The sequence below is a fragment of the Novosphingobium resinovorum genome (assembly GCF_036352595.1).
Taxonomy (GTDB): Bacteria; Pseudomonadota; Alphaproteobacteria; order Sphingomonadales; family Sphingomonadaceae; genus Novosphingobium; species Novosphingobium resinovorum_B.
Genome location: NZ_JAZFAX010000022.1, coordinates 57,812 through 73,739 on the forward strand (window position 1 = coordinate 57,812; position 15,928 = coordinate 73,739).

General features: G+C 67.6%; 15 protein-coding genes. 9 read left to right on the forward strand and 6 right to left on the reverse strand.

The features are described 5' to 3' along the window. The first annotated feature begins 1 nt into the window (after window position 1). Both V2S85_RS18715 and V2S85_RS18720 read left to right on the forward strand, forming a co-directional pair. A complete protein-coding gene (locus V2S85_RS18715) occupies window positions 2-952 on the forward strand; it encodes an aldo/keto reductase (protein WP_330704359.1) in 951 nt (316 codons plus the stop codon). After that, window positions 949-2,262: an MFS transporter gene (locus V2S85_RS18720; RefSeq protein WP_330704360.1), complete on the forward strand. Its 1,314-nt coding sequence runs from the start codon at window positions 949-951 to the stop codon at window positions 2,260-2,262. Before V2S85_RS18715 ends, V2S85_RS18720 begins: the two co-directional genes overlap by 4 nt. Here the strand turns inward: V2S85_RS18720 and V2S85_RS18725 are convergent. Continuing rightward, window positions 2,249-2,707 (reverse strand): VOC family protein, encoded by a 459-nt coding sequence (locus tag V2S85_RS18725; protein ID WP_330704361.1) that lies wholly within the window; start codon window positions 2,705-2,707, stop codon window positions 2,249-2,251. The two genes, V2S85_RS18720 and V2S85_RS18725, sit on opposite strands and share 14 nt — an antisense overlap. Window positions 2,708-2,821: 114 nt before the next feature. After that, on the reverse strand, window positions 2,822-5,275 hold the full coding sequence (locus V2S85_RS18730) for a TonB-dependent receptor (RefSeq protein WP_330704362.1): 2,454 nt from the start codon (window positions 5,273-5,275) through the stop codon (window positions 2,822-2,824). A 489-nt stretch (window positions 5,276-5,764) separates the two neighbouring features. On the opposite strand from V2S85_RS18730, the gene V2S85_RS18735 reads away from it, so the two are divergent. The 6 genes from V2S85_RS18735 to V2S85_RS18760 all read left to right on the forward strand — a co-directional run bounded on the left by V2S85_RS18735 (window position 5,765) and on the right by V2S85_RS18760 (window position 12,417). After that, on the forward strand, window positions 5,765-7,153 hold the full coding sequence (locus V2S85_RS18735; RefSeq protein ID WP_330704363.1) for an FAD-dependent oxidoreductase: 1,389 nt from the start codon (window positions 5,765-5,767) through the stop codon (window positions 7,151-7,153). Between the two features lie 11 nt (window positions 7,154-7,164). Beyond that, window positions 7,165-8,856: an FAD-dependent oxidoreductase gene (locus V2S85_RS18740; protein ID WP_330704364.1), complete on the forward strand. Its 1,692-nt coding sequence runs from the start codon at window positions 7,165-7,167 to the stop codon at window positions 8,854-8,856. Further along, entirely contained in the window at window positions 8,857-10,461 is a 1,605-nt protein-coding gene (locus tag V2S85_RS18745) for a choline dehydrogenase (protein WP_330704365.1), read from the forward strand. It begins immediately after the preceding gene. A 14-nt stretch (window positions 10,462-10,475) separates the two neighbouring features. Next, window positions 10,476-11,030 carry a nuclear transport factor 2 family protein gene (locus tag V2S85_RS18750; protein ID WP_330704366.1) on the forward strand — a complete coding sequence of 185 codons (555 nt, stop codon included), beginning with the start codon at window positions 10,476-10,478 and terminating at the stop codon, window positions 11,028-11,030. A 77-nt stretch (window positions 11,031-11,107) separates the two neighbouring features. After that, window positions 11,108-11,869 carry a hydroxyacylglutathione hydrolase gene (gene gloB, locus V2S85_RS18755; protein WP_330704367.1) on the forward strand — a complete coding sequence of 254 codons (762 nt, stop codon included), beginning with the start codon at window positions 11,108-11,110 and terminating at the stop codon, window positions 11,867-11,869. Next, window positions 11,869-12,417, forward strand: coding sequence for a nucleoside 2-deoxyribosyltransferase domain-containing protein (locus V2S85_RS18760; RefSeq protein WP_330704368.1), 549 nt, complete (start codon window positions 11,869-11,871; stop codon window positions 12,415-12,417). The genes gloB and V2S85_RS18760 overlap by 1 nt, the downstream gene beginning before the upstream one ends. A 30-nt stretch (window positions 12,418-12,447) precedes the next feature. On the opposite strand, the gene V2S85_RS18765 is transcribed toward V2S85_RS18760, so the two are convergent. Next, entirely contained in the window at window positions 12,448-12,636 is a 189-nt protein-coding gene (locus V2S85_RS18765; RefSeq protein WP_330704369.1) for a hypothetical protein, read from the reverse strand. Window positions 12,637-12,778: 142 nt separating this feature from the next. Here V2S85_RS18765 and V2S85_RS18770 point away from each other — a divergent pair, with 142 nt between their 5' ends. Beyond that, window positions 12,779-13,465, forward strand: a complete 687-nt coding sequence (locus V2S85_RS18770; RefSeq protein ID WP_330704377.1) for a DUF2490 domain-containing protein — start codon at window positions 12,779-12,781, stop codon at window positions 13,463-13,465. Window positions 13,466-13,516: 51 nt separating this feature from the next. Here V2S85_RS18770 and V2S85_RS18775 read toward each other — a convergent pair whose 3' ends face one another. From V2S85_RS18775 to rpsE, 3 genes are all read right to left on the reverse strand, one after another. After that, entirely contained in the window at window positions 13,517-14,716 is a 1,200-nt protein-coding gene (locus tag V2S85_RS18775; protein ID WP_330704370.1) for an ankyrin repeat domain-containing protein, read from the reverse strand. Between the two features lie 293 nt (window positions 14,717-15,009). After that, window positions 15,010-15,186, reverse strand: a complete 177-nt coding sequence (gene rpmD / locus V2S85_RS18780) for a 50S ribosomal protein L30 (protein ID WP_008828220.1) — start codon at window positions 15,184-15,186, stop codon at window positions 15,010-15,012. Window positions 15,187-15,191: 5 nt separating this feature from the next. Then, window positions 15,192-15,926, reverse strand: a complete 735-nt coding sequence (rpsE, locus tag V2S85_RS18785) for a 30S ribosomal protein S5 (protein WP_008828221.1) — start codon at window positions 15,924-15,926, stop codon at window positions 15,192-15,194. Between the last annotated feature and the right edge of the window lie 2 nt (window positions 15,927-15,928).

Below are 15,928 nucleotides of genomic sequence, written 5' to 3' on the forward strand. Positions count from 1 at the left end.
GATGACGCCACGCCCGCTCGGCCGCACCGGCCTTTCCGCCACCCCGCTGATGCTGGGGGGCAATGTCTTCGGCTGGACCGCCGACCGCAAGGAGAGCTTCGCGATCCTCGACGCCTTCGTCGATGCGGGCGGATCGCTGGTCGATACCGCCGACGTCTACTCCGCCTGGGTGCCGGGCAATGCGGGCGGCGAATCCGAGACGCTGATCGGCGACTGGCTGCGCAACGGCGGACGGCGCGACGCGCTGCTGATCGCCACCAAGGTCGGCCTGCTCGACGGCGCCGGCGGCACGGGCCTTTCGGCATCGCGCATCGCCGGCGCCGTGGAGGAATCGCTGCGCCGCCTCGGCACTGACGCGATCGACATCTACTTTGCCCACCGCGACGATCCGGCGACCCCGCTGGAAGAGACGCTGGAAGCCTTCGACAGGCTGGTCACCACCGGCAAGGTGCGCGTGCTGGGCGCCTCCAACTACGCGCCCGACCGGCTGGAGACGGCGCTGGCGGCCAGCGACGCTCACGGCTGGGCGCGCTTCTCGGTGATCGAACCGCGCTACAATCTGCTGGATCGCGATACGTACGAAGGCCCGCTCCAGGCCCTCGCCCTGCGTGAGGGGCTCGCGGTCGTGCCGTTCTACGCGCTCGCCAACGGACTGCTTACGGGCAAGTACCGCAGGATCGAGGACATCGCCGGCCACCCTCGCGAGCAATACCTGCGCCCGCTGTTCGAGCGCCCCGAAGTGCCGCGCCTGATCGCCGCGATGGAGCAAGTCGCGCAAGGCTCCGGCGGCTCGATGGTGAGCGTCGCCATCGCCTGGATGCTGGCCCAGGCCGGCGTCAGCGCGCCGATCGCCAGCGTCTCGCGCGTGTCCCAGCTGGGCGAGCTGCTGGCCGGGACCAGCCTGGCGCTCGGCGCCGACCAGCTGGCCCTGCTCGACGGCGCCATGGCGTGAACCTGCGCCGGTCCCCGTGGTTCGCGCTGGTCGCGCTGACCACCACATTCAGCGTCGGCTTCATCGACCGGCAGGTGCTCAACCTGCTGGTGCAGCCGATCAAGGCCGACTTCCATCTCTCCGACCTGGAGATCAGCGTGCTGCAGGGCGCGGCGTTCTCGATCGCCTACCTGCTGATGAGCCCGGTGTTCGGGCGCTGGGTCGATACTTCGGGGCGACGGCGCATCCTGCTGGGCTGCATCGCGGTATGGAGCCTGTTCACCGCCGCCTGCGGGCTGGCCCGCAGCTTCGGCGCGCTGTTCGCCGCCCGCTCGGGCGTGGGCGCGGCAGAGGCGGGACTGACGCCGTCCTCATGGTCGCTGCTCAGCGACCTGTTCGAGGAACGGCGGCTCGCCCGTGCGCTCAGCATCTACAACATGGGGCCCTACATCGGCAGCGGCATGGCCATGCTGCTGGGCGGGCTGGTGATGGACTGGGCGGGTGCCACCGACTTTCGCGGCGTGCCGCTGCTGGGCGCGATGGCGCCGTGGCAGGTCACTTTCGTCCTCGTCAGCATGCTGGGGCTGGTATGCATCGCGCTTGTCGCGGTGATGAAGGAGCCGCCGCGCGGACTCTCGGACAATACCCCGGCAGAGGCGCCCGAGCCGCTGGCACTGGGTGCGACGCTGGCGGTGCTGTGGCGCAATCGCGGGTTCTACGGCTGGTTCTACCTCGGCATGGCGCTGGCGATCATCCCGATCTACGCCTTTCCCGCCTGGCTGCCGACGGTGACGATCCGCCAGTACGGTGCGACGATCGGGCAGGTCGGCATGGCTTACGGCATCCTTTCGCTGGTGGGCGGATCGTTGGGGGTGCTGGCGGGACCGACTTTCGGCAACTGGCTGAGGCGCGCTGGATACCACGACGCCAACATGCGGCTGGGCGTAATCTCTGCCATGGCGGTGTTCGCCTGCTGCGTGGCGCTGCTGCTGCGCGGCGGCTACGCCATGGTGCTGGCGATCGGCGGCGTGATCGCGTTCTGCTACTCGATCCCCACCGCCATGGCGGCGACCGCGCTGCAGGTGGTCACACCCAATCGCATGCGGGGGCTGGCGACATCGCTCTACATCGTGCTAGTGACGCTGATGGGTCTGGGCATCGCCCCCGTCAGCGTCGCGTTCCTGACCGACAAGGTGTTCCGCGACGAGATGCGCGTCGGGGATTCGCTCGGCATCGTCTGCGCCGTCGCCGCGCTGCTGAGCTGCGGCTGCCTGTGGCTGAGCCTCAAGGCCTACCGCCGCCTGATCGTTCAGCCGATCACGCTTCGCTGAACCACGCCGTCAGCATCGGCTCCAGTTCGCGGCCCACCAGTTCGAAGACCGGCCCGCCGTCCGTGACATAGACCATGTTGCCGAAGCGCTCCTGCGGCGATCCCTTGGCCGCGAGCACCCTCCAGCCGAGCGTCGCGAGCCGCTCCACCTCGTTGCCGACATCGTCCACCCATATGCCGGTATGCGTGGCAGTGCGCATCGCCGCGGGATCGTAGAAGCTGCCTTTCGGGCCCTGGATCAGTTCCAGGCGGTGCGGCCCGCGCCGCGAATAGACCGTGTCGATCGCCACCTCGCGCCAGCCCTCGCCCGCGATCCACAGCGGCAGCGGGCGATAGCAGTGGACCGGTGCCCACTCGACGCCGAAGCTGCGAGCATAGAAATCCTGTGCCGCCGCCATATCGGCCACGGCAATGCCGGTGTGGAAGATCGCCGCCGGGTCGATCATGCGCTGCCCTTTACGAAAGAAGGCCGGCGCGCGCCTTGGAGGGGACGTGCACCGGCCAGAGGAGGATGGGTGTCCTGCAAGTCCGGGAGGACGACCGGACAATTCGCTGCGCGATCAGTAGTGGTAGGTGACCTGCACTTGCACCGTGCGAGGCATGTTGGCGTAGCCACGCTGGTCGCCAAGGCGCCCCGCCGCCGTGCCGGTGCCCGAACCCGTGGCCGGCGAATCCAGCGCGCCGGAGATCACGAACTGGTTGGTCAGGTTCTTGCCGATGACCGCCAGATCCCAGCCCGCCTTCGAACTCAGCGTGATCGAGCCATCGAGGTTGACGTACCGCGGCTGCGTCGCGATCGGGTTGGCGAAGGGCGAGGCGTTGTAGCTGCTCGAATAGCGCGCATCGGCCGACAGCGACAGCGACAGGTCGGGGCTCAGGTCCGCCTCGTAGCTGCCGCCCAGCGCCGCCGTCCACCTAGGCGCGTTGGCCGTGGGCTTGCCGCTGAGATCCTGCACGTAGAGGCCGCCGTAAGGGCTGGTCGCGGTGGTGCTGCAGCCCTGGTCCGGGGTCTGCCCGGTGACGCAGGGCGCGATGAAGTCTACGTAACGCGCCTTGTTGTAGTTGAGCGCGCCGCGCAGCGTCAGCCCCGGCACCGCGTGCGGCGCCCACTCGGTGGAGATCTCGACGCCCTTGGTGCGCGCCGAGCCGGCATTGGTAGTGATATAGCGGAAGGTCTGCGCCTCGAAGAAGTCCACCTGCAGGTTTGTGTATTCATACGAGTAGAGCGCCACGTCGAAGCGCAGCTGGTTGTTGAACAGCGTGGTCTTCACGCCGCCCTCGAAGCCCTTGGCCTTTTCCGGTTCGAAGTCGAGGTCGGCCGGCACCGAAGAGGTGGTGTACGAACTCTCGTTGGAGAACCCACCCGATTTGTACCCGGTCTTGAACCCCGCGTAGATGTTGACGTTGGGCACCGGCTTGTAGGAAGCGGTCACTTCCGGGCTCCAGTTGGTGAACGTCTGGTCCTTGTAGATCGGATCGTTCTCGCGGTAGATCTGCCCGGTGCGGATGTAGGGATGAACGAAGAAGCTGTCCTTGGTCTCATGCGTATAGCGCATGCCCGCGGCCAGCTCTATCTCGGGGATCACCTTCCACACGACCTGCCCGAACGGGGAGACCGTCTCGCCCTTGGTCCAGGATTCCTTGCCGAAGGCGACATATTCCATGCCTTCCGGCGCGGAACTGTCACGCACGTTTCCGGAATAGACGTACTGCGACGCGTCGAGGCGGGTCTTCTGGTAAAGCACGCCGAACATCAGGTTGAGCGGGCTGTCGAAAGTGGTCTGCGCACGCAGTTCCTCGGAGAAGGCCTCCCACTTTTCGCGCGATCCGACGTAGATCTGCGTCGTGCGCTGCTGGTAGTCGCTGTCGGTCAGCCAGCGGTTGTTCTGGTACTGGTAGTTCGTGGCAGAGGTCAGCGTGACGTTGTCCAGCTCGTACTGCAGGTTGTTGGTCGCCTGGAACGAGCGGTACTTGGTATATAGCTCACCGTCGTCGCGGGCAAAGGGGAAGTCCTGCGCGATCTCGGCAGGCATCTGGTTATGGTAGTATTTCCAGTCGCGCTTGCACTTCACGTCGGGCTGGAGCGTGCTGTAGCCGCTGGCGCAGGAGAACACGATGTTGTTCGAGGCGCCGTCGTTGGTGGTATTGTAGCTGGCCGAAGCCTTCAGGGTGTTGGTCAGCCGGTCGGTCGGTTCCCATTTCAGGGTGACGCGGCCGACGTATTCCTCTTCCTTGGGCGACTTGCGGTCGGCCGGGTCGGCGGTGAAGGTCTGGGTCGGCCCGCCGGAAATGTCGGTGACACCGAACGTGACAGGCGTTGCGTAGTTCCTCGAATAGCCGCCGTACATCTTGGAGGCGCGCAGGGCGACGCGGATGCCCAAGGTATCGGTCAGCGGCGCGGAGACCATCTGCTCGATATAGGGACGCTGCGCGCGAATCTCGTAGCCGACGCGAGTGGAGGCCTCGAAGCTGGAGCCGGGGTCGGCGGTGGTGATCGAGATTACGCCGGCGGTCGCGTTCTTGCCGAAGAAAAGCGCCTGCGGGCCTTTCAGCACTTCGATCCGGGCGAGGTCGAAGAAGCCTTCGTTAAGGATGCGGCCGTTGCCGTAGTAGATGCCGTCTACGATGATCGCGGTGGAGGACTCGATACCCAGCGCGCTTGCCGGAGTGCCGATGCCGCGCAGAGATATCTGCGCGCCCGATCCGGTGGTGGCGCGGCCGACCGTGAGGTTGGGCGTCGTAGCGGCGATTCGCTCGATGTTGGAGATGTCCTGCCGCTGGATCTGCGCGGGCGAGTAGGCGGTCACCGCGACGGGGATGTCCTGCAGCGATTCGCTGCGCTTGCGTGCGGTGACGACGATCTCTTCGAGACCGCCGGCAGCGGCCTGCGGTGCCGCCTGGCGTGCGGGCGCCGCATCCTGCGCGAAGGCCGGGCCGGCCAGCCCGAGCGTGGAGGACGACGCCAGAAGCCCGGCAAGCAGGCAGGCACGACGAAAATCAGGTAGATCCTTCATTCTCTTCTCCCCGGCCATCCCGCGCACTGCGAAGGATGACTTATTTTAGAAAATCGAAGGCATGACCGCCGCCCCGGCAAGTGCGGAAGCGCGCGGTGGAGCCAGTCTTCATCCCATTCCCCGGACCGTCCGACGATTCGTCGCCATGGTGGTCCAACTTGTTTTGTGCTGCGCTTTATGTGCAAGAGCGCGCTCCATGACAATAAAAAAGTCGATCATGATTGCTTTTTTATGATGCGGGACACCACACAACCCCGCCAAACCTGCGGGTTTCAGCGGAACCGGCATCGCAAAGTGCGGCAACTCCGCAACAATTGAGCTAGACTTACTACTGAGTGGGCGGCATGTTCCGGGTCATCGGCCCAGCGCACCGCCGCCCTGCGGAACGGACGCTGCGGCTCAATGACAACCATGTATGGAGAGGCGCCCGATGCCGGTTCTGGCTGAAAGCACTTGCGTTGTATCCCCCGCCGCCGGGACCGCACGGCGATGAGCGAAGCTCTCGACTACGACGTCATCGTCATCGGCACCGGCGCCGCCGGCCTCAGTGCCGCGGCGCTCGCGGCCGAGGGCGGCGCCCGCGTGCTGATGATCGAGGCGGGCGAGCGCACGGGAGGATCGAGCGCACTGTCGGGCGGGGTGTTCTACGCCGCCGGAACCTCGCTCCAGCGCGAGGCCGGAATCGTCGACGACACCGCCGAGGCGATGTTCCACTATTACATGACGCTCAACCAGTACAAGCTGGAACCCGCGCTGGTCCGCACCCTGTGCGAGCGGTCGACCGAGGCGTTCGAGTGGCTGCGCGCGATCGGCGTCGGCTTCACGGTCGGGAATCTCTATGCCTCGGGCGTGGACAAAGTGCGGCGGGGGCATCGCGCCACCGGCGACGGGGCTGGCATCGTCGAGGCGCTGGAAGGCGCCCTCTCCGGGCACGACGTCGATACCGTGCTGGGCACCCGCGTCGAACGGCTGCTGGTCGAGGACGGCCGTGTCTGCGGCATCGTGGCGGACGGCGCCCCGGTGCGGAGCGCCGCCACGGTGATCGCCACCGGGGGCTTCGGCGCCAACCCCGAACTTCTGGCCCGGCTCTATCCCGATGCCGCGCGCCACGGCGATCTGCACTGGTACATCGGCGCCCCCACCTGCCGGGGTGACGGACTCGCCCTTGCGGCGCAAGTCGAAGGGCAGCTGAGCAAGGCGAACCGCGGGCTTCTGCTCATCACCCCCGGCTTCGTGAAAGACCTTGAAAGCTATCTTCCCGGCTGGCTGATGATGGTGAACCGCGACGGCCGCCGGTTCATCGACGAGACCATCGAGTATTCGGTCCTCGCCGCCGTGCTCGACGAGCAACCCGGACAGGACTGCTTCGCGATCTTCGACGAGACCGCGCGGCTTGCCTCGAAGACCACCAGGTATCGCCCCGCCCCCAACTGGACGGCGGAGCGCCTGCTCGATCACGTCGAGGCGGGAACGCTGGCCAGCGCCCCGACGCTGGAGGAACTGGCGCGGAAGCTGGAACTGCCCGCCGCGCGCCTGGCGACCACGGTGGAACGCTACAACGCGCTGGTCCGGCTTGGCCACGACGAGGACTACTTCAAGCCCTCCGCGATGCTGCAGCCGGTGGCGCAAGGGCCGTACTACGCCGCGCATATCCGCCCCGGCATCATCTGCTGGACCGGCACCGGCATCCGTATCGACACCGAAGCCCGCGTGCTGGGCGCCGACGATCGCCCGGTGCCGGGCCTTTACGCCGCCGGGGAGACGACCGGCGGCATGTTCGGACAATGCTACGCGGCGGGCGGCGCCTCGATCGGCAACGCGGTCGTCTTCGGCCGCATCGCCGGCGCCAACGCCGCGAAAGAGAAGGTGAGCGCATGAAGAGCACGGACATGACAGTGGATGTCCTCATCGCCGGCACCGGCGCGGCGGGTCTCACCGCCGCCGTCACTGCGCGGCGCGCCGGGCTGGACGTGCTGGTGGTGGAAAAGGAAGCCGTCTTCGGCGGCACCACCGCGACCTCTGGCGGCGTGCTGTGGGTGCCCGGCAACCACCACTCCCCCGCCATGCAGCGCGCCACCGGCCAGAGCGACGACATCGAGAATGCCCGCGCCTATCTGGTCGAGGAAACCGGCAACTACATCGAGCCCGACCGGGTCGAAGCCTACCTCGACACTGCGCCGCGCATGGTGCGCTTTCTGGAAGAAAACAGCCATGTCCGGTTCTACGGCATGGACTATCCCGACTATCATTCGGAAAGCGACCATAGCTCCATCGTCCGCTCGATCGGCACCGTCGATTACGAGGCGCGCGAACTCGGGCCGCACCTGAAGAACCTCAAGCAGCAGTTGCCGCAGACACTGTTCCTCGGTTTCGCCGTGGGTTCGGGCGTGGAGATGATCCAGTTCATGAAGGCGGGCCGCTCGGTCAAGGCGCTGGGCTTCGTCGCGAAGAAACTGGCGAGGCACTTCGCCGACGTGCTGCGCTATGGCGAGGGACAGCAGGTGGTGCGCGGGCGGGCGCTGGTGGCGCGGCTGGCGCGTACGCTGTTCGACCTCGACGTGCCGATCTGGCTCGCCTCCCCCGTGGCCGGGCTGACCCGCGAGGACGGGCGCGTTACCGGGGCCGCGATCGACACGCCGCAAGGCCGGGTGCGAATCACCGCGCGCCGGGGCGTCGTGCTCGCCTGCGGGGGCTACCCCAACGACCCGGAACGCCGCGCCGCCACGTTCCCGGCGCCCGCGAACAACCGCGAGCAGCGCAACCCGACCAACCCCGGCAATACCGGCGACGGCATCCGTCTGGCCGAGAGCGTTGGTGGAGTCTTCAACGGCAACGTCGCCCATGCCGCGCCGTGGATGCCTGTCTCGGTTCTGCCGGGATCAAAGGACTTCACTGGCGTCTGGCCGCACCTGATCGACCGGCAGAAACCCGGCTTCATCGCCGTGCGCCCTGACGGCCGCCGCTTCGGCGACGAGTCCAGCGCCTATCACGACCTCGTCCCCCAGATGACCCGCGCCAGCGAGGGCGACGCCAGCGCGTGGTGCTGGCTGATCGGTGACGCGGCGGCGGTGAAGAAATGGGGCATCGGCATGGTCCGCCCCTTCCCCATTCCCCACGGCGAGCACGTGCGCAGCGGCTACCTTAAGCGCGCGGCGACGCTGGAGGAACTCGCCGCCCTGTGCAGCATCGACGCGGCCGCGCTGGAACGCACCGTAGCGACCTTCAACGCCAATGCCGAAGCCGGGGTCGATCCCGAGTTCGGGCGCGGCGGGCGGGTCTACGATGTCTATCAGGGCGATCCGGAGCACCGACCCAACACCTGCCTCGGCCCGCTGACCAAGAGCCCGTTCTATGCCATCCGCATGGAGGCCGGGATCATCGGCACCTTCGCAGGGCTCAAGACCGACCGCCACGCCCGCGTCCTCGACGGCGAAGGTGCGCCCGTGCAGGGCCTCTACGCGGTGGGCAACGACCAAGCCAACGTCTTCGCCGGAGCCTATCCGGGCGCGGGGGCGACGATCGGCCCTGCCATGACCTTCGCCTATATCGCGGGCAGACACCTTGCGGGGCAGGCGGCGTAAATGGAGGAGTTCGACTTCATCGTCAGCGGCGCGGGCTCGGCGGGCTGCGTCGTCGCGGCGCGGCTCAGCGAGAACGGGCGTTACTCGGTGCTGCTGCTGGAGGCCGGGCCGGAGGACAAGGCGTTCTGGATCAGGCCGCCGATGGGTTACCCGATGCTGTTCGCCGATCCTAAGGTCAACTGGATGTTCGAGAGCGAGCCCGAGGCCGAACTCGGCGGCCGCCGCATGTACCAGCCTCGCGGCAAAGTGCTGGGCGGGACCAGTTCGATCAACGGCATGCTCTACATCCGCGGCAACGCGCGCGACTACGACGACTGGCGCCAGCGCGGCTGCGAGGGTTGGAGCTTCGCCGACGTCCTGCCCTATTTCCGCAAGGCCGAGGACCAGCAGCGCGGCCCCAACGCCTATCACGGCGTCGGCGGACCGCTGACGGTGTCCGACCAGCCCGGCCGCTCCGAGATCGCCGTCGCCATCGTCGAGGCGGCGCAGGAGGCGGGCATTCCCTACAACCCGGACTTCAACGGCGCGGAGCAGGAAGGCACCGGCTTCTTCCAGACGACCACCCGCAACAACCGGCGCTGGAATACCTCGCAGGCGTACCTCACCCCGGCGCGGGGGCGGGCCAACCTGAAGATCGAGACCGGCGCCCATGCTACCCGGGTGCTCGTCGAAGGGGGCCGCGCCACCGGGATCGAGTACCGCACCAAAGCGGGCCTGGTCACCGCCAGGGCGCGGCGGGAAGTGGTGGTCTGCGGCGGCGCCTTCGGGTCGCCGCAGCTTCTGCAGCTTTCCGGCATCGGCCCCGCCGCGCACTTGCGCGAAAGCGGCATCGCACCGGTGCTCGACCTTCCGGGCGTCGGCGCCAACCTGATGGACCACTTCTACATCTCGCTGATGTTCCGCTGCACCCGGCCGATCACCATCAACGAACTGGCCAACAGCCCGCTGCGCAAGCTGAAGGCGGGGATCGACTACATCCTGTTCAACAAGGGGCCGCTCGCCAGCAACGGCATCTATGCGGGCATCTTCACCCGCACCGACGCGCGGCAGGACCGGCCCAACCTGCAGGTCAACACCAACATCTGGACCGTGCAGAGCCGCACGGCGGCGGGCATGAAGGCCCACCCCTTCCCCGGCTTCACGATGAGCCCGGTCCACCTCAACCCGCGCGCCAGCGGCACGGTGCGGCTGCGCGGGCCGGACCCGCTGGCCGACCCGGTGATCCGCCAGAACTTCCTGACCGACCGCGTGGACGTGGACGCGATGATCGCGGCGGTTAAGGTGGTGCGCGGCGTGGCTGCCCAGCCCGCGCTCGCGCCCTACAATGCGGGCGAGATCTCGCCCGGCGCCGATGCCCGCAGCGACGCGGAGATCGAGGCTTACGTGCGCGCCGCCGCCATCGCCAACCTGCACCCGGTCGGTTCGTGCCGGATGGGTGTCAGCGCCGACGCGGTGGTCGATCCGCGCCTGCGCGTCCACGGCATCGCCGGGCTTCGCGTCGCCGACGCCTCGATCATGCCGAGCCTGCCGTCCGGCAACACCAACGCCCCCTCGATCATGATCGGCGAGAAGTGCGCCGACATGATCCTGGAAGACGCCCGATAAAAGAGGAGAGAGACATGCCGACACTGGAACAGCGCATCGCCCGGCTGGAAGCGGAATCGCAGATCCGCCAGCTCGTCGCCCGCTACTGCTTCACCATCGACGACCGCGACATCGACGGCATCCGCGCCCTCTTCGCGCCCGATGCAGTGCTGAAATCGGCGGACGGGGTGATGAACGCCACCGGCGTCGATGCGATCATGACGCAGTACGACGGCCGCTTCGACGTGCTCGGGCCGGGGCACCACTTCATGCACGACGTCCAGATCGACTTCGTCGGCGACGGTTCGCAGGAGGCGACCGGCCGCGTGATCGGCCATGCCGAACTGTGGCGCGGCGGCAGGATGATGGTCACCGCCATCCGCTACGACGACACGTATCGCAACACCGACGCGGGCTGGAAGTTCGCCGAGCGGACCATCGGCTTCCTCTACTACGTGCCGATCGAGGAGTATCCCGGCATCCTCTCCACGCCCTTGCGCAACCACGCCTATCCCGAGCCCATGCCTGCCGATTTCCCTGAACGGCTGCCGACCTGGATCGCCTACGAAAAAGCGCGTGGGCGGGGCTGACCCCCGCCCCTCGCCGGCACCGCGCCCTTTTCTCCGCCGGCCCGAGCGCCTACATGGTCCGGGCAAGGAGAGGTCGCATGCTAGAAGTCCACCAGTTCCCCTGCCTGTCCGACAACTACGGCTACCTGCTGCACGATCCGGAGAGCCAGGAGACCGTCTGCATCGACACCCCTGACGCCGACGAGTATCTGCGGCAGGCAGGCCGCAAGGGCTGGCAGATCACGCAGATCTGGAACACCCACTGGCACCGCGATCACGCCGGCGGCAACGCTGCGATCAAGGCCGTGACGGGTTGCCGCATCACCGCTCCAGCCGGCGACGCGGACAAGATCGAGGGGATCGACCGCACCGTCGGCCAGGGCGACGTCGTCACCATCGGCCACCGGCAGGCCTTCGTGATCGACGTGGGCGGACATACCGAGGGCCATGTCGCCTACCACCTGCCCGGCTCGTGCATCGCGTTCGTCGGCGACTCGCTGTTCGCGCTTGGCTGCGGACGCATGTTCGAAGGGCATCCGGAGCAGTTCTGGGCCTCGCTCAAGCGGCTCAAGGCGCTGCCGGGCGAGACGATGATCTACTGCGCGCACGAATATACCACGTCCAACGCCCGCTTCGCCCTCCACGCCGACCCCGACAACGCGGACCTCCAGGCCTATGCCGAGGAGATCGCCCGTCGCCGCGAAAAGGGCTTGCCCACCGTGCCCGCCAAGCTGGAGCGCGAACTGCGGACCAACCCCTTCCTGCGCGCCGACGACCCGCAGTTGCAGCGCCGCTGGGAACACCCCGGCGATGCCGTCGCAACCTTCGCGGCGCTTCGCAGCGCCAAGGATACATTCTGATGCCGCATCGTGCCTTCACGGCCGGTTTCGCGATGATGGGCGCGGCACTGGCGGCCGCCACCCCGGCGGCGGCGGGCGTCATCGTGTCCCCCGCTCCCCTTCCCGCGGCGCATGACCGGCCGCGCGTATTCCTGGGGGGCAGCATCGAGATGGGCTCCGCGCGCGACTGGCAGGCCGACCTCGCGGCCGCCCTGGCAGACGAACCCGCAACCCTGCTGAACCCGCGCCGCGCCGACTGGAATCCGGCCTGGAAGCCGGTTGCCGAGGAACCGCACTTCCGTCAGCAGGTGGAATGGGAACTGGCGGCGCTCGACAGCGCCGACGTGATCGTGATGTACCTTGCGCCCGGCACGCAGAGCCCCATCAGCCTGCTCGAACTCGGCCTACACGGGCGCAGCGGCAAGGTGGTGGTGCTGTGCCCCGACGGCTTCTGGCGCAAGGGCAATGTCGATATCACCGCCGAACGCTACGGCATCACCCGAGTCGCGAACTTCGATGAACTCGTCGCCGAAGTGCGCGCTCGCCTCAGGCGCTGGAAGCCCGCCTGAGGCAAACCCGCAGGCGGGCCCGGCCCTCCGTCAGGTCTCCGGGAACGAGAGCGTATGGTTCAGGCGCTCCATGACCTCCTCGAGCGGCTCGACCACGGTGACCGACCGGCCTTCCCCGAAGCGGATGCGAGTGCCTTCGGAAACCTGCGAAATGAACGTGACCTGCGAGGCGTTGACGGCGGTGGCGGTACGGTCTGCCCCGGTTAACTTCACGAACATGGATCACCTCTCCTGCTTGTTATGGATGGGTAGAGTAAGGCCGGATCGCGCCGCGCGATAGAGGGGTTCGCATCCGCCCCGGCGACACAAGACCTGACGCAGCGGCAACGATCCGGACATGACCGAGCCATATCGCCGCCCGATGCCATCACGCCTCGCCTTCATCGCCGCGCCGCTCGCGCTTCTCGCCGCTCCCGCCGCACGCGCCGAGACCACGCAGGACGAACACGCCTGGATCAACCTGACCGCGATGGGTCCGATCGCGGGCGACGTGGTCTACTTCGCCGAACTGCAACCGCGCATGGGCGACGGCGTCTCGCGGCTCGACCAGTTGCTGCTGCGCGGCGCGGTCGGGGTGAAGCTGTCCCCTTCGGTAACGCTTTACCAGGGCTATGCGCATGTCGTCTCACCGGTGGACGGCGGCCGGGACATCAACGAGGAGCGTAGCTTCCAGCAACTCAACCTCGCGCTCGGCAAGCCGCTGGGAGGCGAACTATCCTCCCGCACGCGTCTGGAGCAGCGCTGGCGCTCCGACGGGCGCGATGTCGGCTGGCGCCTGCGCGAGATGATTCGCTACGAGCATCCGCTGAAAGCGGGCAGCGATGCGGTCAACGCGCTGGTCTACGCGGAAGGATTCGTGGCACTCAACGGCACCGACTGGGGGGCTAAAGGCGGCCTGGACCAGGTGCGCAGCTTCGTGGGCGCCGAAGTCGGCCTGCCCGGCGCCTCGACGCTGGAACTGGGCTACCTCAACCAGACCATCGACCAGACGCGCGGCCGCACGCGGATGAACCACGTCGCCTCGATCACCCTGTTCTACCGGCACTGAGGCCCGCACCGGGCGCGAACCTATGCTCCGCGCCTGCTTCCGGACGGCGCCTCAGTTCGCGCCGCCGAAGCCCACCAGCAGCTTGGCGCTTTCCGGCACGCGTGTGCCGAAGGCGTCGCGCGCGGGTGCCCAGCGGACGATTTCCACCGCGAGACCGCACAGTTCCTTGTCGAACGCCGGGGCGCCGGAGGCCGGGTCCATCGTGCATTCGGTGGTGTTGCCCTGCTCGTCGACCTGGAAGTTGAGGTCGTGCCGGCCGAACGGCTGGCGGCGCAGGACCGCGTCGTAGCGTTCCTTCAACTCGGTGAGGGCATGGTTGAACTCGACCAGGCTGGCGTCGTCCCACCGCGGCTTCTGACGCAGGCTGGCGAACTGTTCATCGGTCACCAGCGGGCGCATCGCGCGGATGACCCCGTACCAGCGCATGACGCGCGCGATCTGCAGCGGGGACTGGCGGTCGATGGTGGTCTGGCAGGTGCCCCCGATCGGGTTCGCCTTCGCGCGCAGCAACGCCTGCGCGGCGGGCCAGCGATGATACGCGACCGCCCAGGCAAGCGGCGTCAGGCCGAACAGGTCCGGCTTGTCGATCGTCTTGGGATCGCGCTCCAGCAGGATGCCGATGTCGCGGATCGATCCACGCCGCGCCGCTGCGCCCAGCCCATGCTCCATGCGGGCGACGCCGAGTTCCGCGAAACCATAAGGCTGCTCGATTCCGGCATCGGGATTTTCCGGCAGCACCGGCTGCGGCCCGGCCCTGTCAACGGCCCGGCAGACATCGGCATAAGGATAGCGCGGGTCGGCCAGCATCGCCGCATTGTAGCGCCGCCCGAAGCCGGTGACGGTATCGTCCGGCACCTGCGGCCCGGCGGCGACCTTGCCCTCCGGCACGAACGCGACGGCGCGCACCGTCCACGGCGACAACCCGCCGAGCATGCGGCATTGCACGCCATAGGCCTCGGTCGAAATGCCCGAGGCCGTGGTGCCCGCGATCAGGCGGAAGTCCCCGATGTCGAGCGCCTTGTGCGCCTCCGCGACGGCATTGGCGCGCCCGTCCTTCAGCCGGCGCCGCAGCGTGATGTCGCTCAGGCGCAGCTTGCTGAGAAACGCGGTATCCGCCCGCAAGTCACCGCACTGCGTGACCGCAGCGCCCTCGACGCCGAGATTGCCCTTGGGCTCACCCTGGGAACAGGACGCCGCCGCGAATGCCCCCATGCACAGGATAGTGCTCGTCAGAAGCCGCTTGCCGATCAAGACCTGTCCCCGAATGGATTCCGTGACGCCACGCGGCGCCGGTGAAGCTGGCGCGAATAGCATAGCCGCGCGCGGTTGGAAGAGCATTACTTGCGGGAAGGCCCGCCATGCCCCGGGGGCTTCGACAAGCTCAGCCTGAGCGGGATTGGGAGGTTTGCACTCAGCCCCGCTCACCCTGAGCCTGTCGAAGGGTCACCCTGACCTTGTCGAAGGGGCAGCCACCACCCATGCAAAAAGGCCCCGGTGTTTCCACCGAGGCCCTTCTGTCTCGTTCAACGTGAACCTGTGAAGGTTCAGTCGACGATCTTCACCATGTGCGGCAGCTTGGCGATGGCACCACGCACTTCGGCGGTGTCTTCGCGCTCCACGATACGGTGCATCTTGCCGAGGCCGAGACCGATGAGGATCTTCTTCTGGCTCTCGGGGCGACGGATCGGCGAACCGATCTGCTGGATCTTGATCTTCGCCATGATGCTTACTCCACGATGGCTTCGGCAGCGGCCTCGGCCTCTACCTCGGTAGCACCACCGCGACCAAGCAGGTCGGCGATCTTCTTGCCACGACGCTGGGCCACCGACTTCGGCGAAGTCTGCGTGGTCAGCGCGTCGAAGGTGGCGCGGATCATGTTGTACGGGTTCGAGGTGCCCACCGACTTGGTGACGACGTCAGCGACGCCCAGGCTCTCGAACACGGCGCGCATCGGACCACCGGCGATGATGCCCGTACCGGCCGGAGCCGTACGCACGTTCACCTTGCCGGCGCCGAAGTGGCCCTTGCCGTCGTGATGGAGGGTACGACCCTCCTTCAGAGCGACGCGGATCATCTTCTTCTTGGCCGAGGCAGTCGCCTTGGTGATCGCCTCGGGAACTTCGCGGGCCTTCGAGTGACCGAAGCCCACGCGGCCCTTGCCGTCACCGACGACGACGAGCGCGGCGAAGCCGAAGCGCTTACCGCCCTTGACGGTCTTGGAGACGCGGTTGATGTGAACGAGCTTTTCGATCAGCTCTTCACCCTGCTCCTCGTCGGCGTTGCGGTTGCCGCGACGGTCGTCACGACGGCCGCCACGGCCACCGCGCTCACCACCGCGATCGTTGCCGCCACGGCCACGGCCGCCACGACCACGGCCGCCTTCGCGGTTACCCTCGAACGGCGCGCCGCCCTGGGGTGCTTCAGCCGAAACCGGCTGCGTGTTGTTGTTTTCGTCAGCCATGA

Excerpts from the sequence above, each read along its gene's own strand:
- V2S85_RS18745 (WP_330704365.1), top strand. The coding sequence starts at position 8,857 with ATGGAGGAGTTCGACTTCATCGTCAGCGGCGCGGGCTCGGCGGGCTGC.
- V2S85_RS18730 (WP_330704362.1), bottom strand. The coding sequence starts at position 5,275 with ATGAAGGATCTACCTGATTTTCGTCGTGCCTGCCTGCTTGCCGGGCTT.
- V2S85_RS18725 (WP_330704361.1), bottom strand. The coding sequence starts at position 2,707 with ATGATCGACCCGGCGGCGATCTTCCACACCGGCATTGCCGTGGCCGAT.
- V2S85_RS18740 (WP_330704364.1), top strand. The coding sequence starts at position 7,165 with ATGACAGTGGATGTCCTCATCGCCGGCACCGGCGCGGCGGGTCTCACC.
- rpmD (WP_008828220.1), bottom strand. The coding sequence starts at position 15,186 with ATGGCGAAGATCAAGATCCAGCAGATCGGTTCGCCGATCCGTCGCCCC.
- V2S85_RS18760 (WP_330704368.1), top strand. The coding sequence starts at position 11,869 with ATGCCGCATCGTGCCTTCACGGCCGGTTTCGCGATGATGGGCGCGGCA.
- rpsE (WP_008828221.1), bottom strand. The coding sequence starts at position 15,926 with ATGGCTGACGAAAACAACAACACGCAGCCGGTTTCGGCTGAAGCACCC.
- V2S85_RS18715 (WP_330704359.1), top strand. The coding sequence starts at position 2 with ATGACGCCACGCCCGCTCGGCCGCACCGGCCTTTCCGCCACCCCGCTG.
- V2S85_RS18770 (WP_330704377.1), top strand. The coding sequence starts at position 12,779 with ATGCCATCACGCCTCGCCTTCATCGCCGCGCCGCTCGCGCTTCTCGCC.
- V2S85_RS18735 (WP_330704363.1), top strand. The coding sequence starts at position 5,765 with ATGAGCGAAGCTCTCGACTACGACGTCATCGTCATCGGCACCGGCGCC.
- gloB (WP_330704367.1), top strand. The coding sequence starts at position 11,108 with ATGCTAGAAGTCCACCAGTTCCCCTGCCTGTCCGACAACTACGGCTAC.
- V2S85_RS18765 (WP_330704369.1), bottom strand. The coding sequence starts at position 12,636 with ATGTTCGTGAAGTTAACCGGGGCAGACCGTACCGCCACCGCCGTCAAC.
- V2S85_RS18750 (WP_330704366.1), top strand. The coding sequence starts at position 10,476 with ATGCCGACACTGGAACAGCGCATCGCCCGGCTGGAAGCGGAATCGCAG.